This window comes from Streptomyces coffeae (genome assembly GCF_016741875.1).
Taxonomy (GTDB): Bacteria; Actinomycetota; Actinomycetes; order Streptomycetales; family Streptomycetaceae; genus Streptomyces; species Streptomyces coffeae.
On record NZ_JAERRF010000009.1, the window covers coordinates 129,011 to 153,026 of the forward strand.

Genomic DNA, 24,016 nt, shown 5'->3' on the forward strand with positions numbered 1-24,016 from the left:
AGCCGCCGGTGAGCATGTTCCGGCCCGGCGCGTCGTCCGCTGGGCGCCTGCCGATTCGCAGTACCCGGCTTCCGCATGTTTCCGGCTCCACGAGTGGAAAGGGCTGCTCTCGTCGATGACATCGTTGCCAAGTTCCGCCTCTTCGGCCGAGGCGGCCCCGGTTTCGCAGCCCTCGTCGGCCCCGTCCAACAGCGAAGCTCGGCTGGCCGATCGGCCACCGCTCTCTTTCGGACAGCGTCGGCTGTGGGCGCTTTCACAGCGGGAGGGGGCCAGTGCCGCGTACAACGAGCCGATGGCCTTCCGGCTGCGGGGGCCACTGGACCGGACGGTGCTGGGTCGGGCGCTGGACACGCTGACCACCCGGCATGAGGCGTTGCGCACCCGGCTGGTGCCGTTCGAGGGCGAGGCATACCAACAGGTCGATCCGGCGGACATCGGCTTCGCGCTGACGGTGGACGACCTGACGGGCTGCCCTGATGCCGAGGAACGGCTGGCCGACCTGTTGTACCGGGAGACGGTGGTGCCGTTCGACATGGCCGCCGAACCGCTGGCCCGTGGCCGGCTGGTGGTGCTCGGCCCGGACCACCACGTGATCGTGCTGACCGTGCATCATGCGATGTTCGACGGTTGGTCCCGGAGCATGATGCTGCGCGAGACCGGCGCGCTCTACTCTGCCCTGCTGCGTGGCGAGCCGGACCCGCTGCCGCCGGCACGGTGGCAGTACACCGACTTCACCCGCTGGCAGCGGACGTGGATGGCCGGTGAGGAACCCGTCGCGCAGGAGGAGTACTGGGCCGGGAAGCTGGCCGGTGTGCCGCCGCTGCTGGAGTTGCCGACCGACCGGCCGCGCCCGGCCGAGCAGGACCACACCGGCGACCGGGTGCACCTGGAGATCGGTCCGGAGTTGACCTCGGCGCTCAAGGCGGTCACCAAGGAGCACCAGGGTTCGCTCTTCTCGACCCTGCTGACCGGCTGGTCGATCGTACTGTCCCGGCTGTCCGGGCAGCAGGACCTGGTGGTGGGCGCTCCTACCGCCAATCGTCGGCGCGGCGACGTCGGCGGCATCATGGGCTTCGTCGTCAACACCCTGGCGCTGAGGGTCGAGTTGGCGGACGCGCCGACCGGCTCGGCACTGCTGCGGCAGGTACGGGCCACGGTCCGGGCCGGGGTGCAGAACGTCGACCTGCCGTTCGAGCGGGTGGTGGAGCTGGTGAACCCGCCGCGCAGCGCCGCGCACACCCCGCTGTTCCAGACCATGCTCGCCTGGGTTCCGCCCATGGAGAAGATGATGGAGCTGCCGGGGGTGACGGTACGGCTGTTGCCGATGCCCTTCGCCCCGGCCAAGTTCGACCTGGTCCTCGCCCTGGAGGAGGCGGACGGACGGATCGTCGGTGATCTGGACTATGCCACCGCGCTCTTCGACCGGGAGGCCGTCGAGCGCCACGTGCGCTACCTGGTCCGGGTGCTGGAGCAACTCGCCCGGGAGCCCGGACGGCCGGTCACCGAGTACGCGCTGCTGGACGAGGCGGAGACCGCCGAGCTGCTGGCCGACTGGGACGCCACCGGTGCCCCGGCGGACGCAAACGCAACGGTGCCCGGCGTCGCCCGGAGGACGGAGCGGACCGCCGAACCGGCCGGGCTGGTCCAGCGGTTCGAGGCGCGGGTGCGATCCGCCCCGGCGGCCACAGCGGTGGTGGACGGCGACCGTCGGCTGACCTACGCCGAGCTCGACCGGCGGGCCAACCGGCTGGCGCACTCCCTGATCGCCCGCGGGGTGCGCCCGGACCAGGTGGTCGCCCTGCACGTCGGCCGGTCGGCCGAGCTGGTGGTCGGTGTCCTCGGCATCCTCAAGGCCGGCGCCGGCTGGCTTCCTCTGGACCCGGGCCAGCCGGCCGAACGGCTGGCCGCGATGGTGGCCGACGCACAGCCGGCCCTGGTCCTCACCGACCGGCAGGGCACGCCGGACGACTGGCACCCGCTGACGGCCGTCGAGGCCGAGGGCGAGCGGGACAGCACACCGGGCATCGCCGTCCCGTCCGCGCATCTGGCGTACGTGATCTACACCTCCGGCTCCACCGGCCGGCCCAAAGGTGTCGCGGTGACCCACGGCAATGTGGTCAACCTCTTCGATCAGTGGCTGGCCCGGTTCGGCGCCACCCCGGGCGAGGCGACCTCGGCCTGGTCCAGCATCGGATTCGACGCCTCGGTGCACGAGCTGCTGCTGCCCCTCACCACGGGCGCCGAAGTCCACCTGGTGCCCGAGGAGTTGCGCGGCGACCCGGCCGCGCTGATGCGCTGGCTCGGCGAACACCGGGTGGTGCAAGCCTTCCTGCCGCCGGCCTACGTGCGGTGGATCGACGAGGACCCGAAGGTCCGGCTGGCCGGGCTGGCGCTTCGCCAGGTGTTGACCGGGGTGGAGCCACTGCCCGAGGCGGCACTGCACCGGATGGCTTCGGCCCTGCCCGGGCTGCGGATCTGCTTCGGCTACGGACCGACGGAAACCACGCTGTACAGCACCGCCTACGTCGACCCGCGGCCGCTGGACCGGCCGTGCCCGATCGGCCGGCCGCTGCCCGGAACCCGGCTCTACCTGCTCGACGAACGGATGCGGCCGGTGCCGCCCGGTGTGGTGGGCGAGGTGTACATCGGCGGGGCGAGCGTGGCCCGCGGCTACCTCAACCAGCCGGAGCTGACCGCCGAGCGGTTCCGCAGCGACCCGTTCGTCACCGGCGGCCGGATCTACCGCACCGGCGATCTGGCCCGCCGACTGCCCGATGGCAACGCCGAGTTCGTCGGCCGCCGCGATGACCAGATCAAGCTGCGCGGCTTCCGGATCGAGCCCGGTGAGGTCGAGGCGGCCCTGCTGGCGCTGTCCGGGGTGCGGGAGGCCGCGATCCTGGTCGACCGCGACCCGGCCGGCGAACCACGGCTGGTGGCCGGCATCGGACGCGGCGAGGCGCAGTCCCGGCAACCGCACGAGTGGCGGGCCGCCCTGGCCGAGCGGCTGCCGGACTACATGATCCCCGCAGTCTTCGTGGAGCTGCCCGCTCTGCCGCTGAACCGCAGTGGCAAGCTGGACCGGGCGGCCCTGCTGGAGCGGGCACGGGCGGCGCTGCCGGCACAGGTCAACACCACGACCCCACGCGACCATGTGGAGATGAGACTGCGCCGGATCTGGTCCCGGCTGCTGCTCCATCCCGACATCGGCATAGCGGACAACTTCTTCGACGTCGGCGGCACCTCCATCTCGGCCATCAAGATGGCTCACGCGATCGGCGAGGAGTTCGGCGAGACGCCGCCGATCCGGGAGGTGATCCGGCATCCGACCATCGAGGCACTCGCCGAACGGCTGCGCCGGGGCGCCTCCGGGGCGCCGGATACCAACCTGATCGAGTTCCGGGCCGGCGCCGGCCGGCGGCGGCTGATCTGCGTCCATCCGGCCGGCGGTACCGCCTTCTGCTATCTGCCGCTGGCCGGCGCGCTCCCGGAGGACATCGGGGTCTGGGGCATCCAGGCCCCGGGCATCAACGCGCATGAGGCGCCGCTTCCCACCGTCGAGGCGATGGCGCAGGCGTACGTGGAACTGATCGACCCCCGCCCGGACGAGTCGTTGCTGCTGTGCGGGCTGTCCTATGGCGGCCTGATCGCGCATGAGATGGGCCGACGGCTGGCGCCGGCCGGCCACTCCCGGTTGAGCGTGGTGCTGCTCGACACCCAAGCCTCCGACGACCCGGCCGAGCGGGCAGCGATCCAGCCGGTGGCGTACGAGGAGTTCACCGAGAAGCTGGTGCGGTTCAACGGCATGTACCCGGGCATCAAGGCCGACCAGCTCTCCCGGTACTTCGAGACCTACAACCACAGCCGGATGACCGCCCGCGCACACCAGCCGCGGCCGACCACCGCCCGGCTGACCCTGATCGAGGCCGCCACGGACGGGCGGGGCGCGTCGGGCCCGCACCCGACCCGCGAGTTCTGGCAGCGGCGGGCCGGCGCGGGACTCGCGGTGGTGCCGCTCGACTGCGGCCACTGGGAGCTGCTGGAGGGAGCGCAGGTGTCGGCGGTGGCCGAGGTGATCGTCGCGGAACTGGCCCGGCTGGACACCGCGGCGCCGGCCCGCCCCGCCGTGCCGTCCGTGGCGCTGGAGCTGTGATGACGACGGCGAGCCCCGGCCCGGCCCCCGCCGAGCGGCCGAGCCCCGGAAGGCCGCCGACCCCGGCCGGGACACCGGCGGACGGGATACCGGCCATGGTGGCGACCGGTCTGGCACACGGCGTTCACCTCCAGGCACGGCTCACCCCTCACGCGATCGCGCTGGTGGACCAAGGCCGCCGATTCAGTTACGCGGCGCTGGACACCGCGGGCGCCGACGTGGCCGCGGCGCTGCGCCGCCACGGGGCGCACCCCGGCGATGCGGTCGCGGTCGGCCTGCCTCGCTCCTGGCAACTGGTCGTGGTGGTGCTCGGCGCGCTGCGGCTGGGCGCCCGGGTGGTACCGCTCGACACGCAGAGCCCACCGGAGCGACAGGCGCACATCCTGACGGACTCGGGCAGCGTCGTGCTGGTGCACGGCACCACAACACCGGAGAATCCACCGGCCACCGTGCGTCCACTGTCGGCGGAGCGGCTGCTGACCGCCGTATCGGACCAGGCCGAGCCGGGCGACGGCCCCGGCCCGGCCACATCGGATCCCCAACCTCGGCAGAGCGGACCGGAGTCCGGGCGGGAACCGGTCACAGAGGGCGCCGTCATCGACGGGTTCCCGGAGCGTCCGGCCGGGCTGATCCTCTACACCTCCGGCACCACCGGGCGGCCCAAGGGTGTGGAGCTGCCGGAGGCCGGCGTGATGCGGATGGCCCTGCCCGGCTGGCTGCGGCTGGAGGCGGGGGCACGCTTCTCCTGCCTGTCCAACCCGGCCTTCGACGCGCTCAACTTCGAGATATGGACACCGCTGCTGACCGGCGGTTGCTGCGTGGTGCTCCAGGACGAGGACGTACAGTCGCCGCACCGGCTCGCCACCGCGCTGCTGCGTGAGCGGATCGACACGGTGCTGGTCACCACCGCGCTCTTCCACGCTGTGGTGGACACCGTGCCCTCCTGCTTCGCCGGCGCGCGACAGGTGCTGGTCGGTGGCGAACAGCTCAACCCGGCCGTGGTGCGGCGCTGGTACGAGCACAACACCGGCGGTTCCACCGTGCTGCGCAACGCCTACGGCCCCACTGAGGTGTGCACCATCGCCCTCAGTCACCCACTCCCCCGGGACTTCGACGCGGACGTGGTGCCGGTCGGCCGGCCGATACCGGACACCGGGGCGCTGCTGGTGGTACCGGGCTCCGAACGCGTCGCCGACCCGGGCGAGGTGGCCGAGCTGCTGCTGTCCGGGCCCGGCGTGGCGAGGGGCTACCGCAACCTGCCGGACGAGACCGCCCGGCAGTTCGTCCGGCTGACCTGGTACGACGGCGGCCGGGAACGCTACTACCGTACCGGTGACCTGGTGCGGGCCGACCCCGACGGGGTGATCACCTATCTGGGCCGGGTGGACCGGCAGGTGAAGGTGCGCGGCTTCCGGATCGAGCCGGCCGAGGTGGAACGGCGGATCGCGGCGCACCCGGCAGTCCGGCAGGCGTATGTCTGCACCCGGGAGCATCCGGAGACCGCCGGACACGAGCTGCTGGCCTACCTGGTGGTCGGCCCGGAACTGGATTTCGAGGAATTCGACCGGCACCTGACGTCCGCCGTACCGGCCTACATGAGGCCGCACCGGATGCACCGGGTCGACGCACTGCCCCTGACCGGCAACGGCAAGGTGGACCGGGCCGCGCTGTTGCGTCGTCCGGACCGCCCGTGGCAGCGCTCCGCCGACGCGAGCCCGGCCGCTCCCGTCACCGCCCGCCAACGCGAGGTGCTGGAGCTGGCCGAGGCAGTGCTCGGCACCTCGGGGCTGCGCCCCATGGACCGATGGATCTCCAGCGGGGGCGACTCCCTGCGGGCTCTGCGGTTCCGCTTCGAGATCCGCCGCCGCTGGGGGCACGAGCTGAGCCAAGCGGCGGTGCTGCACGCCGACTTCGCCACCATCGCCGAGGCGATCGATCAGGCCGGCTCAGGAGCGGAACCGCGCTACCCGGTGCCCGCCCCGCCGTCCGGTGCCACCCGTGGTCCGGCCACCAGCGAGCAGCAGCGGCTCTGGCTGCACCACCAGCGCTTCCCCGGTTCCCGTAGCTACACGGTGGGCCAGACGCTCCGGCTGGACGGCGCGGTGGACCAGGCCGCGCTGCGCCGGGCCCTGTGCGGCCTGGTGGTTCGGCATCCGGCACTGCGTACCGGGTTCGAGACGTCGCCGGACGGTCTGCTGCAAGTGGTGGGTGAGCCGTACGACCCGTGGACCGAGCCGGAGGCCGCGGCGCTCACCGGTGAGGAGGCCACCTCCGCCTTCGCCGACCGGTTCTTCGCCGAGCCGCACGATCTGGCGCGTCCCCGGATGCTGGCCGCTTGCTGGCTGCCGCACGCGAACGGCGGCACACTGCTGCTGCGGCTGCACCACATCGCGGTGGACGGCTGGTCGTTGACCGTGCTCTTCCGCGACCTGTCGGCCGCTTACGCCCAGGCGCTCGGCGCACCGGACACCGCGCTGCCGGAGCTCTCCGCGGCACCCACCCCGCTGGACCACGCCGCCTGGCAGGCCGACTGGCTCGCCGGGGCCGGGTACCAGGCGCTCCGCGCCGAGCTGCGCGAGCGCTGGACCACCGAGGAGGAGCCGGACGAACCGCTGCGGCCTGCCCGCCACCGGGCCGGCCCCGAGGGCCGACTCGTGCACACCGTACTGGGCCCGGACCACCGTGCCGCGGTGGACCGGCTCTGCGGCGAACTGGAGCTGAGCCGCTTCGAGTTGCTGCTCGGCGTGTTCGCCTGGAGCCTGTACGCGGTCACCGGCCGGACCCGGCCGCGCATCGCCACCCCGGTCACCGGCCGTCCTGTGCAGGAGTTCGAGTCGAGTGTCGGGATGTTCGCCAACACCGTGCTGCTCCCCGTGGCGGTCGCCCCGCGCGGCGAGCTGCGCGCCGAACTGCTGCGGCTGGGCGCGGCGGTGCGCGAAATCCTGGAGTGGCAGGATGTGTCGCTCGCCGACGTGCTGGACGACCGTGACCATCCGGCCGGCCGGCCCCCGTTCGACGTGCTGTTCGTCCTGGAGAACACCGACTTCGGCGCGCTGGAGCTGCCCGGGGTCACCGCCCGGCCGGTGTGGCGGGCACCGGCCGAGGCCAAGGTGCCGCTGACCGTCTCGCTGGTGGAACACCCGGACGGCTTCGACTGCCTGTGGGAGTACGCGGCCGACCACTTCACGGCTGCCGAGATCGAAGCCATGGACCGGCTGTGCCGGACCGGACTCGACCTGCTCGCCACCAACGGGTCGGGTACCCCCGTCGAGCTGGCGGCCCCGTACCGGCGCGCGCTGCCGGAGTTCGGGCGCGGCGCCGAGCCGGCCGGCGGCCGGCCCACGGTGGCCGACGGCTTCGCCACCCAGGTCGCCCGGACTCCGGGCGCGTCCGCCCTGATGACTGCGGACGGCCCGGTCACCTACGCACAGCTGGACGTGTGGGCGGCGGGGCTCGCCGGGGAATTGCGCGCCGGTCACCCGCTGGCAACCGGTGGTGAGCGGCAGCGGCATGTGGCGCTGTACATGGAGCCGTCGGTGGAGCACGTGGTGGCGCTGCTGGCGCTCGCCCGGCTCAACTGGACCGCGGTGCCGCTCGACCCGGCCTACCCGGCCGGGCTGCTGCGGCAGATCCTGCGCCAGGTCGACCCGGTGTGCGTGCTCCTCGCGGCGGGCGGCGAGCCGGCGTTCGACGTGGTGGACCCGGGTGACACACCACGCCGGACGGTCACCCTGACGGAGGGCGAGCCGCCCGCCGTACCACTTCCGCCGCACGCCGGCCGTCCGCTGTACACGCTCTTCACCTCCGGCTCCACCGGAGTACCCAAGGGCGTCCAGGTCTTCGACCACACGCTGGCCAACCTGCTGCACTGGCAGGCGGCCGAGGGCGGCCTGGACGCACCGGCCGTGACCCAGCAGTTCTCCATGCTGTCCTTCGACGTCTCGTTCCAGGAGATCTTCACCACCCTGTGCGGTGGTGGCTGCCTGCACCTCGTACAGCGCGGTTGGCGGCAGGACGCCCCGGCCCTGCTCGACCAGCTGGAGTCGGCCGGCGTGGAGCGCATCTTCATGCCGTACGTGGCACTGCAACTGCTTGCCGAACACGCCGTCCACCTGGGCCGCTACCCGTCCCGGTTGCGGGAGGTGGTCACCGCGGGCGAGCAGCTGGTGTGCACCGACGCCATCCGCCACTGGTTCGCCGGTCTGCCGGGGGCCCGGTTGTTCAACCACTACGGGCCGACCGAGACGCACGTGGTCAGCGCACTGTGCCTGGACGGTGACCCGGCACGCTGGCCGGAGCGACCGGCCATCGGCGTCCCGGTGACGGGCGCGCTGCTGCGGGTGGTGGACCCGACCGGCGAGCCGCTGCCCCCCGGTTGCGTCGGTGACCTGCTGATCGGCGGCACCATGGTGTCCCGCTGCTATCTGGGCGACGGCGCGCTGAATCGGGAGCGCTTCGTCGAACTGCCCGGAGCGGGCCTGTTCTACCGCAGCGGCGACCGGGCATCCTTCGGCCACGACGGGCTGCTGCACCACCACGGCCGGGACGACCAGCAGATCAAGCTGAGCGGCCACCGGCTGGAGCTGGGACAGGTGGAGGCGGCGCTGCTGCGCCACCCGAGGGTGGTGGGCGCGGTGGTGGTCCCGGAGGACGGCGGGCTGACCGCCTGCCTGGAGTGCCGCGATGACACCCCGTCAGCCGAGGAGCTGGCCGACCACCTGGTGCCGCTGCTCCCGCCGCACGTGCGCATCGACCGGTTCCGTCGTCTTCCATCGCTGCCGCGTACCCCGAGCGGCAAAGTGGACCGCCGGACAGCGCTGCGCACCCCCGGCGAGGAGCTGCGGCGCGCCCCGTCCGACGGGCAGCACTCGCAGCGAGAGAGCGAACTGGCCGCCACGTATCAGACGGTGACCGGTGTGCCCATCGGCCCGGACCAGACATTCTTCGAAGCCGGCGCGTCAAGCCTGGCGCTGATGCGCTTCCATCTGCGGTGCACCACCGCCCTCGGCCTGCGGTTCCAGATCGCCGACCTCTTCGAGCATGTAACGGTGCGTGCACTGGCCCGCTTCCTGGACGGCACGGGGCCGGGCCGCTCCGGCAAAGGCGCCGCGGAGCTCACCGCACAGGCTCCCGGGACGCATGCCGACCGGGCTCCGCTCGAGTACGCCGGGCCCGGCGCGTCATCGGCCGAGGCGGCGGGCCAGGAGCCGATCGCGGTGGTCGGGATGGCGGTGCGGCTGGCCGGTGCCCCGGACCTGCGGTCCTTCTGGGAGCTGGTCCGGAACGGCGGCCGTGGCATCGAGTACTTCGAAGCCCCGGACGGGCTGGTGGGGGCACGCAGTCAGATGGACGGGCTGCTCGACTTCGACCCGGAGCACTTCGGTATCAGCCGGCAGGACGCCCGGCTGATGGACCCACAGCAGCGGCACACGCTGATGACCTGCGTCGAAGCGCTGGCGCACGCCGGCATCGCCGACACCTCGGCTCTTCGGGTCGGGCTGGTGGCCAGTGCGGGCGAGAACACCTACTTCCAGTCCATGCTCCGGCAGACCGACCCGGACCGGCTGCCGGACGGTTTCCAGCTCGCGCTCCACCACGAGAAGGACTTTCTGGCCACCAAGGCCGCCTACCACCTCAACCTGACCGGCCCCGCGTTCACCGTCCAAGCGGCGTGCGCCAGTTCGCTCTTCGCGGTGCACGTGGCCACCGGGATGCTGCGGCAGGGCGACGCCGACGTGATGCTGGCCGGCGGGGTGCTGGTGGACACCGGGCTGAGCGACGGTTACCGCTACCGGCCGCAGCACATCTACTCCGTGGATGGTCACTGCCGGTCCTTCAGCGATGACGCCACCGGCACCGTCGGCTCCTGCGGGGTCGGCATGCTGGTACTCAAGCCGCTGAGCCTGGCCCGAAGAGCCGGCGATACGGTCTATGCGCTGGTCACCGGGTCGGCGGTGAACAACGACGGCTCGGACAAGCTCGGTTACAGCGCCCCCTCGCTCGCCGGCCAGCGCGAGGTGATCCGAACCGCCCTGCGCCGCGGCGGACGTACCGGCGCCGACCTCGGCTACGTCGAGGCGCACGGCACCGGCACCCGGCTCGGCGATCCGGTCGAAGTCGGGGCGCTGCGCCAGGCGTTCGAGGTACCGGACTCCGGCCGTACCGCGCTGAGCTCGGTCAAGAGCCAGATCGGGCACCTGGGCGCGGCAGCCGGCGTGGTCGGGCTGATCCGGGCGGCACTGTCCGTCCACCATGGACTGATACCACCCACCGTGGACTTCCGCGCCCTCAACCCGCAGCTCGGCCCCGACCCGACACCGTTCTACATACCGACCACGGCACGGCCCTGGCCTGCCGACCGGCCACGGGTGGCGGCGGTCAGCAGCTTCGGCATCGGGGGCGCCAACGCGCACGCGCTGATCGAAGCGGGCGAGCCGGGACGGCCGGTCGACGCACCACCGCCCTGCCTGCTGCTCTCCGCCTCCAGCGAAGTGGCGCTGGGCGCCGACGCGGACCGGATCGCCGCATACCTCGCGGAGCGCCCGGAGGCGTACCCGACGGTTCTGCGGCATCTCCAGGCCGGCCGGCCCGCCCGCCGCTGGCGGATCGCGGCGGTCTGCCCGGACCCGGCCTCGGCGGTGCGGTGGCTGCGCACCGCTACCGCCATCGCGGTACAGCCGGGCGCCGAGCCGGTCCAGGCGGCGGACCGCAGCGCACCGAGTCTGGTCGCCGACTGGCTGGCCGGCCGACCGATCGACTGGCCGACGGGGCCGGCACAGGCGCCATGGGACTTCCCTCCCCCTGCCTTTTCCCGGGCGGAGTACGGCATCGAACGGGCAGCGTCCGCACCGGTGTTGACCGGTACCACCTGGCCGACACGGCTGGCCGAGGAACAGTGGCTGCACCAGCCGCACTGGGTCCGGTTCCGCCGGGCGGCGGCCACCGCCTCGGCGGCTGCCTCCTACCCGCTGGTACTGGTCACGGACGGCCCGGCCGACCCCGGGGAGGTGCGAGCGCTGCGCTCGGTCCGTTCGCGGGTGGTCCTGGTGGCCGCGGCGAGCGGGTTCGCCCGGCTCGGCAACGACTCCTACTCGGTGGACCCGGCCGACCCGGCCTCGCTCGGCGCACTGCTGGACGCGCTGGGCGACCTGGGCGCCGTGGACTGGCTGCACGCGTTGCCGCTGAGCGTGACCGGCCCGGTCGACGCCGACCGACTGCACCGGGCCCGCCGGGCCTGCCTGGACGCTCCGGCCGCACTGGTCCGGGCGGCGGCGGGCCGGACCGGTCTCACCCTGCGCCCGGTGTGGCTGTCGTACCGGGCCCGACCGGTGGACGGTCCGGTGGACCGGCCCGAGTTGGCGCTGCTCGCCGGTGTCACCGAGGTGGCGCCACAGGAAGGCGCCACCGCCGGGCACTGGATCGACCTCCCGGCCGCCGCGCCGACCGACTGGGCGGCGCCACTGGCGGTGCTGCTGGCCGCCGACGGGCACCTGCCCGCGCACCTGGCGCTGCGCCACGGCTACTGGTGGCGGCAGGACACGGTGCCGGTACCGGCACCGTGTGACCACGTGGTGGTGCCGACCGAGGCGGACACGACCCACCTGGTATTGGGCGGCACCGGCGGAATCGGCGCCACGGTCGCCGGCTGGCTGCTGGAACGGACCCCCGGCCGGGTGCTGCTGCTGGCCCGGCGGCCGGAACTGCCGGACTCACTGGTGCCATGGGCCGACCGGATCGAGCTGGTCGAGGCCGACCTGGCCACCGACTCCCCGGATCGGCTCGCCTCGCTCGTCGCCGGCCGTACCGAACGGCTGGACACCGTGGTGCACGCGGCCGGCGCAGGCACCGGAGGGCTGATCGCGCGCCGCGATGCCGCCGCGGCGCACACCGGCTCTGCTGCCAAGCTGAACGGCGCGCTGCTGGTGGAGCGCCTGGTCGAGCGATTCCGGCCGCAGCTGGCCGTCTACTGCTCCTCCATGGCCGGGACGCTGGGCGGGGTCGGCCAGCTCGACTACGCCGCGGCGGCCGGGGTGCTGGACGCCTTCGCCCACCACCAGCCGGACGGCGGTGGGACGACGCTCCGGCTGGCCATCGGCTGGGACGTGTGGCGGGAGGCCGGGATGGCGCTGCGTGCCCCGGCCGCGGATGTCCGCCACCAGGCTCATCTGGCGGTCGGGTTGACGGTGGCGGAGGGCCGTCGGACCCTCACCCGGGCGCTGGCCGCGCAACTGCCGCAGGTGCTGGTCTCCACCACCGAACTGACGGCGTCCCGCGCCTTCTACGCCGGGCCCCCGCCCGCCCCGGCCCCCACCGCGGCCACACCGGACACCACCACGGCGCCGGACACCGGCGGTTCACGGCAGAGTCCCACGGAGAGCCGCGGTGAACCCGCCGGGCTGTTGGGCGACTGGCTGTGCGAGTGGCTGGGGCTGGACACCCTCGACCCGGACGCCTCGCTCTACGACCTGGGCGCCGACTCGCTGACTCTGCTGGACCTCATCGGCGAGATGAAGCGCCACTTCGACGTAGAGCTCGATCTGGCCGAGCTGAGTCACCAGGTTTCCCTGACCGAGGTCCTGACCTTGCTGGACCGGGCCCGCTCCGCGGCGTCCGCCTCCTGCGCCACGACCGGGGCAGCCGATGACGTCCCGGCGGCCGGATCGCAGGTCACGCTCGAGGTGTGGCAGCAGGGCACCGGAACCGAGGTGCTGTGCCTGGTGCACCCGGTCGGCGGAGACATCCAGGCCTACCGCGCGCTGGCCGCGGGGCTCGACCCGCGGCTGACCGTGACATTGATCGCCGACCCGGCGTTGCACCGGTCCGGCGGCCCGGAGTGGACCATCGCCGAGCGGGCCCGCCAGTACCACGCGGCACTGGAGACGCGCTTCCCGGCCGCCGGCTGGCACCGGCAGCTGGCCGGGTGGTCGTTCGGCGCCTGGGTGGCCGTCGGCATGGCCGCCGAGGCGGAAGCGGTCGGCCGACCCGTGGCCGCAGTCCATCTGCTGGACCCGCCGCCGCCCGGTTCCGGCCGGCTCTACCAGACGTACGGCGAAGGGGAGTTGCAAGCACTCTTCGCGCACGAGCTGGGAGTCGGCAGCGGCGGCCGGGACGGCGAGGCGGCCCGGGAGTACGCCGACCGGCTCACCCGGCGCTGCCTGGCCAACCTTCGTGCCATGGCAGAGCACCGGCTTCCGCTGCTGACCACCACCCCGGCCCGGGTGTGGCTGGCCCGGCTCCCGGTGCCGGGCCTGCCGTCGCTCGGCTCGCCCGCGGAGCAGCGCGAGCTGTGGCGGCCTCACCTCACCGCACCGAGCGACTGGGAGGAACGGGAGACCACCCACTACGGCCTGGTCCGACCGCCCCACGTAGCGGCGGTGACGACCGCGGTCAACGCTGTCCACCGCGATGTGGAGGGTCAGCTCTGACGTGCGCACCGGCCACCCGCCCGTCCATCCGGCGTCCCACCCGGAGGCCCCTCATCGCATCCCTGCCAGGCGTTGTCGGCACGTTCGGCCCGGCGCTGCCGGACCCACGGCATGAACCGGTACGAGTCCGAGCCCGCGCCACCCGGTCCATGCCGCGATGCATGCCGGACACGGGCTACGGGGTACTCCCGTCGCCCACCGGTGACATCCGCACCGCCGCGGTGCCGCGCCCGTGGCCGTCCTGGGCGTACGGCCGCAGCGTGCCTCCGGAGGAGGCACGGCGGGACGGAACGGCTTCCACGATCCGTACCGGCCGCCCGCCGGTCCGGACGCCCGTCGGCCCGGACGGCCGCCCTACGGCCGGGACAGACGCCCGCCACCGGGACCACTGGAATCCCGCCACCAGCCGGACCGTCCTGTCCGAACCGCTCGACACCAGTCCGTGACCGCACTGCCACGACCGACCGCAACCATCCGACCGCCCCACCCACCATCCGCCGGACTCCGGCCGGGCGACCGCCCGGAAACGGCAGGGAGAGCCATGGAAGAGTACGAACTCGACGCCATCAAGCGGATCACCACCCGGCCACAGGCCGAGTACCGGACCATCGAGGTCGCGCCGATCACCCCGATCATCGGTGCCGAGGTCTCCGGTCTGGACCTCACCCGGAAGCTGACCGAGGAGCAGCTGACCGAGGTCCGCCGCGCGTTCCTCGACCACCACGTGCTGGTCTTCCGCCAACAGGACATCACCTTCGATGACCACAAGCGGTTCGCCGGCCACTTCGGCGAACTGCGTCCGGTCAACCCGCCGCCGGAGGGCGACCCGTACATGCTGGAGATCCGCACCAGCCCCGAGGCGAACAACGTGGCCGGCAACGGCTGGCACACCGACGGCAGCGCGGACCCGGAGCCATCGCTCGGCTCGATGCTGCACATCATCCAGACACCCGAGCCGGGCTGCGGCGGCGACACCATGTTCGCCAACATGTACCTGGCCTACGACATGCTCTCCCCCACGATGCGCGGGCTGCTGGACGGGCTGACCGCCGTGCACGACGGCGGGCTGCCGTTCAAGCAATACACCCTGCCCCCGGACTACGTGGTACCGAAGTCCGAGCACCCGCTGGTGGTCCGGCACCCGGAGACCGACCGCCGGGTCCTCTACGTCAACCCCGCCTACACCGACCGCATCCCGCAACTGTCGGCCGACGAGAGCCGAGCGGTGCTGGACCTGCTCTTCAAGGTGGTCGCCCAACGCCCGTTGCTCTGCTGCCGGGTGCGCTGGGAGCCCAACACCCTCGTCTTCTGGGACAACCGCTGCGTCCAGCACCACGCGCTCTACGACTACCACCCGCACACCCGCTACGGCCGCCGGGTGGCGATCAACGGCGGCCCGCTCAAGAGCTGAGCCGACGGCAGATCAGGCTTCGGCTCCCCGCGGGGTGCCGAAGCCGTTCCTTTTCCCAGACCTCCGCGGTCCAGGACGCCGACGCCCCCCGCCACGCCCCCTCTTCACCTCTTCCCCCTGAGAGATTTCCTGCCATGCCCAGAGCCGAGTCCGGCTTCAGCGTCCTGTCCGACGACTTCGCCGCCACCCCCTACCGGTACTTCCCCGGGCTGAGGGAACGTGCACCGGTGCACTACGAGCCGACGATCGACAGCTACTTCCTCTCCCGCTACCAGGACGTGAAGCGGGTGCTGACCGACCATCAGGCATTCAGCACCGAGACGCTCCAGGTACGCGCCGAGCCGGTGATGCGCGGACCGGTCCTCGCCCAGATGACCGGGGCCGAGCACACCGCCAAAAGAAAGATCGTCGTCCGGGGCTTCACCGGGCAGGTCCTGCACGACCAGATACGCGCCGTCCACGCCAACGCCGCCGAGCTCATCGCGCCTTTCCTTCCCCGGGGCCGGGTGGACCTCGTCAACGACTTCGGCAAGCCCCTCGCCATCTACGTGACGGTCGACATCCTCGGCCTGGACAAGAAGGACTGGCAGCAGATCGCCGCCTGGCACAGCGGGGTCGCCGAGTTCATCACCAGCATCACCCTCACCCCTGAACGCCGTCGGCACTGCCTCGACTGCGCCGAGCAGTTGGAGGCCTACCTCGTCCCGCTCATCGAACAGCGGCGCCGCCACCCCGGCGAAGACCTCATATCGAAGCTGTGCACCGCCGAGTTCGACGGCATCACCATGAGCAATCGCGACGTCACCGCGCTGATCATCAACGTTCTGGCTGCCGCCACCGAGCCCGCCGACAAGACCCTCGCCCTGCTCATCAAGCACCTGATCGACCACCCCGAGCAGATGGCGCAGGTCCGCCAGGACCCGAGCCTGCTGCCCGCCGCGATCGCCGAGACCCTGCGGTACACACCGCCGGTCCAGCTCATTCCCCGCCGGTCGGAGAAGGACGCCGTGTTCGCCGGCGCCACCGTCCCGGCAGGTGCCACCGTCTTCTGCATGATCGGCGCGGCCAACCGCGACCCCGAAGCCTTCACCGCCCCGGACACCTTCGACATCCACCGCCCGGACCTGGGCACCGCCCGCTCCTTCACCGCCGCCGCCCAGCATCTGGCCTTCGGCACCGGACTCCACCAGTGCGTCGGTGCGGCCTTCGCGCGCGCCGAGATCGAAACCGTCGCCGCGATGCTCCTCCCCATACTGGATCAGGTCCGCTACAGCCCCGGCTTCCGCTACCGGGAGACCGGCCTGTACACCCGCGGTCCCGCCTCCCTGTCGCTGGACTTCACCCCTGTCCACGAAGGCGTCCCGGACCGCGACTGGCAGGTCTGATCGGAGAGGTGACGGCGGCCCACAGCCGGGCCCTGCCGCCGACCTGCGCCGACAAGCACCGCCGCAGCGGCGGAGAAGGGGGAGACCGGGCCGTGCTGTCGTGCGAGTGCGTGGGTGATGCCGCGCGTGGATCCGGAGCCGTAGAGGGCTAGGGCTGAGCACCGGTGGCAGGCTCCTCGTGGACAGGTGCGGACAGGGCTGGACAGTCAACGCCCCTGCTGGGCATGGAAAGTGGACACCGCCCGACACGAGGCTGTGCGCCATGAACCTTGGCCGCACGAAGGACGAGGCACGCGCCACCAACGAGGACGACGGTTACCTGCTCACGTCCTCTCCGACCTCAAGTAGGACGCCTCGCAGCTGCTGGTCCTGGACGCCGCCGGCCTCGACCGGATCGTCACGGTCCCTCTCCCCCGCCGCATGACCGCTGGAATCCACGGCTCCTGGATCCCCGACAGTGCCCTGGGACACCGGCGAGGACCGACCCACACCGTGCCGGAGCGCGGCACAGCCGGGGACGACCGTCGGCAAGCGGCTCGCTCCGGGCTGATCTCCCGGAGCCGCCCACCCCCCTTCGGGGACGGTGACTCTCGGTCAGGTCCCCGCCCCCGCACGGCCCGGCTGCCGCACACCGGCCCGAGCCGCCCGTGCTGTTCCCGAACCCCTCACTCACATCCCCAAGCCACCCTGGAGGATTCCCCCATGTCCATCGCAGCCCCCGACTCTCCGGTCGCTGCCAGTGCCACCCCGAGTCGTCTCGTGAACGAGGTCGACAACCGCGCGGCCTACGTCAGCTTCGGACTCGCCTACCTGCTCGGACACGGCGCCGCCGCAGTCTCCCAGGGCGACAGCCCCTTGCTCGGCCTGCCCGGCTGGCTGCCCACCACACTCCTCGGAATCGGGCTGGCAACCGGCATCACCCAGGCCACCGTCGCCGCCCTGCGAGCCCAACGCGGGGCTTCCGGGCCGGACGTCCTTTCCGGCAAATTGCTCGGTGCCTCCTGGATCGCCGCCTTCACCGCCCTGTTCCTCGCCATCACCGGCCTGACGTCCGCCCTCGACATGCCAGAACTGCAGTCCATCCTCTGGCCCGCCGGCTCCGGTCTCATCGTCGGCCTGCTCTACCTCGCCGAAGGCGCCGCACGCCGCAACCTGCTGCACTACAGCCTTGGCGTCTGGCTGGCTCTGACCTCCACCGCGGCGCTCTTCCTCGGCACCCCTGGCCTCTACTGGGTCCTCGCCATCGCAGTCGGCGGCGCCTACGCCCTCGCCGCGGCCCTCGAACGCCGCCGCCTCGTACAGCACGCAGGGCATCCCCAGCACTGACCTGCGCCGCTACTGCGGGATCAGCCTGCCACGCGCCATCCCGAACGTTCTGGCGGCCCCACGACGCGAACGCGCCCGCATCCGCAGCGAGAGGCACATCCGCTGAGGCGCCCGGCCAAGCACGTCCTGCCCGGCTGTGGGCACCTGCTGCCACTGGAGGCCCCCGCCGAGGTTGCGGCGCGGCTGGAGAGCTTTCTCGCCAACCTCGACACATGATCCTCGGCCAAAGCACCGGCATGAGGACGCAGCCTCCGCCCTGGTCGGCAAGGGACGCAATGCCTACCCACTGGCGCTCGGGTGCAGAGGGCTCGGGCCTGCCTCCGACAACGTCATCCCGCTGCCCCGACCGATAACTTGCTCAGAACTGCATGCCACCGCTCAGGTCACCCCGAAGAAAGGCCAAAAGTTTGAGGGATTGATTCAGCTCGTAGGAGTGGGCTTCGGGCCGTTCTCTGGCCAGTTCGAGGCGGATCCTCACGGCTTCGCTGATCACGGCCAGTGCCTCATCCCGCCGCCGGGAAGCGTTCAGGCATACGGAGAGGTTGTGCAGGCTCTTGGCGAGACTGGGCCGGAACGCGGAGGGCAGCGCCGTCACCAGCTCGCGCTGGATCTCCACGGCCTCGCCAGCCGCTGCCAGCGCCTCGTCCCACCGACCGAAGGCGGCCAAGTCACTGGCGAGGTTGGTCAGGCTGGACGCAAGCCCGGGACGATGCGCATCAGGCTGTACCGCCGCCAGCTTCCGGTACATCTCCACGGCCTCCCTGGTCGCGGCCAGCGCCTCGTCCTGCCGGCCAAAGTTGGCCAAGGTACTGGAGAGGTTGACCAGGCAAACGGCAAGCTCGTGCCTGAATGCGTCGGGCCGTGTCGCCACCAACTCCCGGTAGATATCCACCGCTTCGCTGATCGCCGTCAGCGCCTCCTGCCGCTTCCCCCGGCGCTGCAGAATGGCGGCCAGGTTGTTCAGACTTCCAGCGAGGCCTCCCCGAAACTGGTCGGGCCGCCTCGCGACCAGCTCTCGGTAGATATCCACCGCTTCGCTGATCTGCGCAAGCCCTTTCTCCCACTGCCTGAGGGCCGCCAGGTCTCCGCCATGGTTGTCCAGGCTCGTGGCGAGGTGGCACAGCACGATGTCATCGGGCTGCTGTGCGGCGACTTTCCGCTGGATTTCCACTGCCTCGCTGACCGCGGCCAGTGCTTCCTTGGTCTGCCCGTGGATGCTCAGTAGAGCAGACAGGTTGTTCAGACTTGAGGAAAGGTCCGGCAGGAACGTGGCGGGTTGTTTCGCGGCCAGTTTTCGGCGGATCTCCACCGCTTCCCGCAAGGCGGCCAGAGCCTTGTCCCACTGCCCCAACCTCTCCAGCCGACTGGACAGATCGTGCAGAGCACCGGCCAGGGCCGGCTGGGCTTCGGGGTCACCGTGGCTGCGGGCTTGGTAGTGGTCAGCGATGAGCCGGCTGAGGTGGGTGGACCAGGAGCTGAGGCTGTAGCTGGTGGCGGGCAGCCGCCGGGCGAGCTGTTCCAAGTCCGCGAACGTGGTGCGGGATGAGTCGGTGATCTGCTCGAGGGCATCCAGGAGGGGTCGGGGTGCCTCTGCCTGGGTGGCGACGTCGACGGCCGGGCCGGCGAGTACGGCGGAGTGCCGCACGCACAGCGCGGTCAGGTGCTGGTCGAGCTGGTGGTCGAAGACGGGGTGGGCGGCGGCCCGGGTACAGATGGTGAGCAGATGGGTGGCCTGGCGGTCGGTGGCACCGGGAACGACGTGGTCGGGCAGGCCGGGGCTGTCCAGCAGATGCCGGCCGAGGAATCGCTCAGCCAGCCGGTCCGGCTGCGGGCTGCCCCAGGGCGCGCCAGGTGCCGGTGGGTAAAGTGCGGCGATCCAACCGAGTACGGCACCCAGCCGGTCGCCTGGCTGGTCGGCCAGTCCGGGGACCCTGCGCAGGAGACCTTCACCCTGAAGGTGCGTTTCCGCGCCGAGGAAAAAGGCGGCGGCCAGGGCGTCGGTGAGCGTGGCCATGGTCAAGTTCGGGTGCAGTCCGCGTGCAGTGGCGGCGTTGGTCCAGTAGCGGCGCTCATGAGCCAGCAGCCGGTCCTCCACACCCCGACCGTCGGCCGGTGGCGCCTCGTTCCCCGGGCCGTCGGCCCGCATCTGGCCGGCAGCGTCCAGGAGGTCGGCCAGAGCGGTCATGTGCAGGGTCAGCGCGATCTCCATGCCGGGGCCTTCCAGAACCGACGGCTGGCCATCCGGGTACGTTCCGCCTGCGGTGAGGCGGGCGGCCAAGCCCGGCCAGTCGTGGTCCTGCCAGCCGCGCACCCGAGGCAGCTGTCCCGCGTAGCCGCGCACGGCTTCCCGGTAAGCCTCAGTGCGGGAGGCTCCGGGCTCGGCTTCCAGCGCGGGCAGTCGCACCGCCGCGGCGCCGTCCAACAGTTCCTCAGCGACCGGGGTGGCGGCCTGCAGTGCCTGCCACCAGTCACCGGCGGTGCGCGCCAGCAGAAGCAGCTTGAATGGTTGGCCGCCCCTGTGCCGGGCGGCAGCTTCCACAAGCGCGGTCAGTTGTGCAGTGCGGGTTTCGGCGTAGTCGACCACGACAAGGAGCGGCACGGCAGCGGCCGCCAGTGCGGCCAGGGATCCGCCGTCCGCGTCGGCACGCAGCCACAGTGTGGTCCATCCTTCGGTGGCCAGCACATCGGCCACGTGCTGGGCCAGCCGGGTCTTGCCCTGCCCGCCGGGGCCGTGCAGCAGCCGGGCGCCGAAACCCCCCTCCTCGCAGAAGGCGCGCAGATCCCCCAGCACGGCGGTTCGGCCGCGGAAAGGCACTACCTGGCGGCGGGCCCGCAGTAGGGCGGCCGGCGAAGCGAGCAGGCCTTGGGCTGCCGGTTCCGATGGCTCCACCAGCTGTTGCCACTCCACCGGTTCGAGCGCCACGCCGGTCTCCGGCCCGTACTCCGCCAGGACGGTACGAAAGGCCGCGTCCCGCATCAGCACCCACACCGGGACCGCCTCCAGGTGGGCGTGGTCACGGTCGGCCGGGTCGCAGGCGATGACGCCGGTCAGCAGATCACCGCAGAACAGCGCAGCGCCCGACATCCCGGCCCACGGCGAGCCCCCGTCACCGGCCGGTACCGGGGGATGCTGGGTCAGGCTCATCACGTACCGGTTCCCGACGTAGCGGTCGCCAGGGCTGAGCGTGCCCGAGGGTTGAAGCGTGTCCACGGCACGGCCGGGGCGCTGCACCACCTCCGGAATTCCCCATGCCTCACACGGGGTGGCGGGCCGGTGGGTGACCAGACGGCCCCAGCGGTCCCACGCGCCCGGCGGAGGCGCCCAGGACGGGTCATCGATACGCACCAGAGCGGCGTCGTCGCGCCCACGCGGGGTACCACGCCAGACCACGGTCCCGTGCCAGGACAGCTCCTTGCCGGGCCGGAACAACGATACGGCGCCGTCGCGCTCGGGCGTCGCATGAGCGGACGTCAGCGCAAGCCGCGGCCCAACCACGTACCCCGAACCGCGACTTCCACCGTGTTCGACCGCTAGCACTCGCATCCGGTCCATCCAACGTCCCCCTGGTATCTGTGCCGCACCGTGCTCAGTCCTCAAGGTGCCCGGAGACGTCTCCTGGCCCCGGCTCCTGGCCGGCGCCGCCGTGGACGAACAGGTCGCCGCCGTCAGGCCGCTGCGGGGTAAGCGTGACCATCACCCGATGCGTGCGGCCCCGGGCCAGCGCCGTTTCTGCGTCGCCGCTCAGCACCCATGCCTTGAAACCCGCCTTCGCTTTGGCGTCCGCCCGCAGCTCCACTGCGAACTCCAGCTCCACCGGCCCGACACGGAACGCCAGATCCGCACCCGCCCCACGCGCCGCGGCAGCCAGCAGCTCGTCCCGCACCGCCGCCACCGCATCCGCCAATTCGATCTCCTTCACACCACGCCCCCTTGTTCCCGCGTTTAGGCACCCCGCGCCCATCTTCCGGGCTGTGACGCTCTCACAACTCACCGTACCCACGCTCGCCTCTTGCGAAAGTCACTTCATGGACCAGCGGCGTGAGTCGACCGCGCCGGCCCTCGGGCAGCGCGCAAGACACCGCCACGGTTCTCTGATGGGCCGACGGACCCGGTGTCTGCGGCGCCCCTGACGCCGCCGGGAACTCGCCCGGCGATCGCCACGCGCGGTACGGCGATTCGGCGCTCTGCGGGGTTGGCCTCGGCTTAGGCTCCGGGCGCGGGGGCGGTTGGGGCGGCAGGAGCAGCGGCCTTCGCTGCCTGGGCCGACGCACGCAACAGGGCCTCGGGAGACATGTATGGAGTGGTTGATCTCGCTGGCAGGGGTGACCCTGGTCATGGCCGCCCTGCGAGATCTGTTCCATACGCTCTGGCATCCCAGCCGCCACGGCGGCCTGAGCCGACTCGTCATGACGGCGCTGTGGAAACTGGCCCGGCATGTGCGTGCGCGCGGGCGTGTGGTCGGGCTGGTCGGGCCACTGGCCATGGTGACGGTGGTCGGCATGTGGGCGGTCATCATCATCCTGGGCTGGGCCATCATCTACTGGCCCCACATGCCAGGGGCGTTCACCTTCGCCCCTGGTTCCAGGGCGGCGGAGCAACCGGCGCTGCTGGACTCCGTGTACCTGTCGCTCGTCACGGTTGCCACCCTGGGGCTGGGGGACGTCGTCCCCGCCGACGGCTGGCTGCGTTTGGTCTCGCCGCTGGAGGCCCTGGTCGGCTTCGTCCTCCTGACGGCCACGGTCTCCTGGGTCCTTGAGATCTACCCGGCCCTGACCCGCAGGAGGGCCCTGGCGGTCCGACTGGCGCTCCTGCGCGATACAGATCCGACGACTGGGCAGCTCGACTGCGTTGTGGGGGCCTTGCTGCTGGACAGCCTGGCCACTGAGGTCGTGCGCGTCCGTATCGACTTCACCCAGTACGCGGAGGCCTACTACTTCCACGACGGGGAAGACCACTCCTCCTTGGCGGCCACGGTCGGCTATGCCGCTGACCTTGCCCAGCGTGGGCAGGCAGCCCGGCGGCCGGATGTGCTCCTGGCCGGCGACCTGCTCGCCGACGCGCTGAAGGACCTGGCTGCCATCCTTGACCAGCGTTTTCTCCACACCGGCGGCACACCGCAGGACGTTTTCGCCGCGTACGCCGCCGACCACGGCCGCGGCCCGACGCAGTCCTGACGCCTTTCTCCGGGTCTACGCGAACGTGCGCCGGTTCCTGTGGATCAACCTGCTCACCCACGGCCTGCCCGGTGTCGCTCTCGGTGCCGAGCCCGTCGCCCCGGACACGATGCGCCACTCGCCCCGGCCTCCCGAGGGGAGCGTGCTGGGTGCCGGCCTGTGGCCGAGGATCCTCGTCATGGGAGCCTTCGTGGCCACGGTGACCCTCGCGGCCGGCGTCCGGGCCCGGGAAACCGGTCGCCCCTGGCAGTCCAGGATGTTCCTGGTCCTCTGCGCCACGCAGCTCGGCGTGGCGCTCGGCTCCCGGGCTCGCCCGGGCAGCCTGGCCAACCCGTCTCTGCTGGTCACGGTTGCCATGGCACTGAGCCTCCAGGCAGCCGGTGTCTCTCTGCCCGCCTTGCGGCACCTCCTGGGTACGGAGCCACTCCCGCCCACCGACCTGGCCATCGCCTGCGCGCACGGCTTCGCACCACGGCGGTGCCGTGGCACCCGGTTCCCCGGCATGCGTACAGGATGCGAAGAATCCACACTGGCCTGAAGGAGTACCGGTCGGGGCCGGGGCCAGGCCTTACGGGGCTCTCCCTGAGCACATCGCGACGCTCGAAGGAGACGACCATGACCACAGCACGGGAAATCATGCACGTCGGTGCCACCTGCATCCAGGAGAACGAGACGCTGGAAGCCGCGGCGCGCACGATGAATGAGCTGGACGTCGGAGTCCTCCCGATCTGCGGACCGGACGACCGGCTCCACGGAATCATCACTGACCGCGACATCGTGGTGAAGTGTCTCGCCAAGGGCAAGGACCCCAAGACGATGCCCGCGGGCCAGCTCGAGCAGGGCAAGCCCATCACGATTGACGCCGATGCCGACGCCGGCCAAGTCCTCCGGACCATGGAGGAGCACAAGATCCGGCGCCTGCCGGTCATCGACAACCATCGCCTGGTCGGCATGATCAGCGAAGCGGATCTCGCACGTCGCCTGCCGGATGAGCAGGTGGGCCACTTCGTCGAGGCCGTCTGCGCGACTGCCTGAGCACTCGGCCGAGCGCCGGTTCGTCACGGGAAGGCGGCGTGCCGCGACCCGCGGCTCGGGCGATCCGTCCAGACGTGGCCGTTGGTCGGTGCCATCGTCCCGACGGCAC

At 71.9% G+C, this 24,016-nt stretch carries 11 protein-coding genes; 9 read left to right on the forward strand and 2 right to left on the reverse strand.

What is annotated here, in order from left to right; genetic code table 11:
* Positions 1–115: 115 nt before the first annotated feature.
* The 6 genes from JK363_RS17450 (at position 116) to JK363_RS17475 (ending at position 17,697) form a co-directional block, all read left to right on the forward strand.
* Entirely contained in the window at positions 116–4,150 is a 4,035-nt protein-coding gene (locus JK363_RS17450; protein WP_201875834.1) for a non-ribosomal peptide synthetase, read from the forward strand.
* Complete coding sequence (locus JK363_RS17455) at positions 4,150–13,575, forward strand: non-ribosomal peptide synthetase (protein WP_307821753.1); 9,426 nt, start codon at positions 4,150–4,152, stop codon at positions 13,573–13,575. Before JK363_RS17450 ends, JK363_RS17455 begins: the two co-directional genes overlap by 1 nt.
* A gap of 161 nt (positions 13,576–13,736) precedes the next feature.
* Complete coding sequence (locus JK363_RS17460) at positions 13,737–14,021, forward strand: hypothetical protein (protein ID WP_201875835.1); 285 nt, start codon at positions 13,737–13,739, stop codon at positions 14,019–14,021.
* A gap of 95 nt (positions 14,022–14,116) precedes the next feature.
* Positions 14,117–14,986: a TauD/TfdA dioxygenase family protein gene (locus JK363_RS17465; protein WP_201875836.1), complete on the forward strand. Its 870-nt coding sequence runs from the start codon at positions 14,117–14,119 to the stop codon at positions 14,984–14,986.
* A 134-nt stretch (positions 14,987–15,120) separates the two neighbouring features.
* The gene (locus JK363_RS17470; RefSeq protein ID WP_201875837.1) at positions 15,121–16,371 is read left to right on the forward strand and encodes a cytochrome P450, cyclodipeptide synthase-associated; all 1,251 of its coding nucleotides are present in this window, start codon (positions 15,121–15,123) and stop codon (positions 16,369–16,371) included.
* Positions 16,372–17,073: 702 nt separating this feature from the next.
* The gene (locus JK363_RS17475) at positions 17,074–17,697 is read left to right on the forward strand and encodes an ABC transporter permease (protein WP_201875838.1); all 624 of its coding nucleotides are present in this window, start codon (positions 17,074–17,076) and stop codon (positions 17,695–17,697) included.
* Between the two features lie 358 nt (positions 17,698–18,055).
* On the opposite strand, the gene JK363_RS17480 is transcribed toward JK363_RS17475, so the two are convergent.
* The gene (locus JK363_RS17480; protein ID WP_307821754.1) at positions 18,056–20,686 is read right to left on the reverse strand and encodes a tetratricopeptide repeat protein; all 2,631 of its coding nucleotides are present in this window, start codon (positions 20,684–20,686) and stop codon (positions 18,056–18,058) included.
* A 598-nt stretch (positions 20,687–21,284) separates the two neighbouring features.
* Entirely contained in the window at positions 21,285–21,617 is a 333-nt protein-coding gene (locus JK363_RS17485) for a trypco2 family protein (protein ID WP_307821755.1), read from the reverse strand.
* A 376-nt stretch (positions 21,618–21,993) separates the two neighbouring features.
* Here JK363_RS17485 and JK363_RS17490 point away from each other — a divergent pair, with 376 nt between their 5' ends.
* The 3 genes from JK363_RS17490 (at position 21,994) to JK363_RS17500 (ending at position 23,907) form a co-directional block, all read left to right on the forward strand.
* The gene (locus tag JK363_RS17490; protein ID WP_201875840.1) at positions 21,994–22,872 is read left to right on the forward strand and encodes a potassium channel family protein; all 879 of its coding nucleotides are present in this window, start codon (positions 21,994–21,996) and stop codon (positions 22,870–22,872) included.
* Between the two features lie 25 nt (positions 22,873–22,897).
* Positions 22,898–23,410 carry a cation transporting ATPase C-terminal domain-containing protein gene (locus tag JK363_RS17495; RefSeq protein WP_307821756.1) on the forward strand — a complete coding sequence of 171 codons (513 nt, stop codon included), beginning with the start codon at positions 22,898–22,900 and terminating at the stop codon, positions 23,408–23,410.
* A 77-nt stretch (positions 23,411–23,487) separates the two neighbouring features.
* Positions 23,488–23,907, forward strand: a complete 420-nt coding sequence (locus JK363_RS17500; protein ID WP_201875841.1) for a CBS domain-containing protein — start codon at positions 23,488–23,490, stop codon at positions 23,905–23,907.
* Positions 23,908–24,016 lie beyond the last annotated feature (109 nt).

Coding starts and splice junctions, on each gene's coding strand:
- JK363_RS17450 (WP_201875834.1), top strand. CDS start 116: ATGACATCGTTGCCAAGTTCCGCCTCTTCGGCCGAGGCGGCCCCGGTT.
- JK363_RS17455 (WP_307821753.1), top strand. CDS start 4,150: ATGACGACGGCGAGCCCCGGCCCGGCCCCCGCCGAGCGGCCGAGCCCC.
- JK363_RS17460 (WP_201875835.1), top strand. CDS start 13,737: ATGCCGGACACGGGCTACGGGGTACTCCCGTCGCCCACCGGTGACATC.
- JK363_RS17465 (WP_201875836.1), top strand. CDS start 14,117: ATGGAAGAGTACGAACTCGACGCCATCAAGCGGATCACCACCCGGCCA.
- JK363_RS17470 (WP_201875837.1), top strand. CDS start 15,121: ATGCCCAGAGCCGAGTCCGGCTTCAGCGTCCTGTCCGACGACTTCGCC.
- JK363_RS17475 (WP_201875838.1), top strand. CDS start 17,074: ATGTCCATCGCAGCCCCCGACTCTCCGGTCGCTGCCAGTGCCACCCCG.
- JK363_RS17490 (WP_201875840.1), top strand. CDS start 21,994: ATGGAGTGGTTGATCTCGCTGGCAGGGGTGACCCTGGTCATGGCCGCC.
- JK363_RS17500 (WP_201875841.1), top strand. CDS start 23,488: ATGACCACAGCACGGGAAATCATGCACGTCGGTGCCACCTGCATCCAG.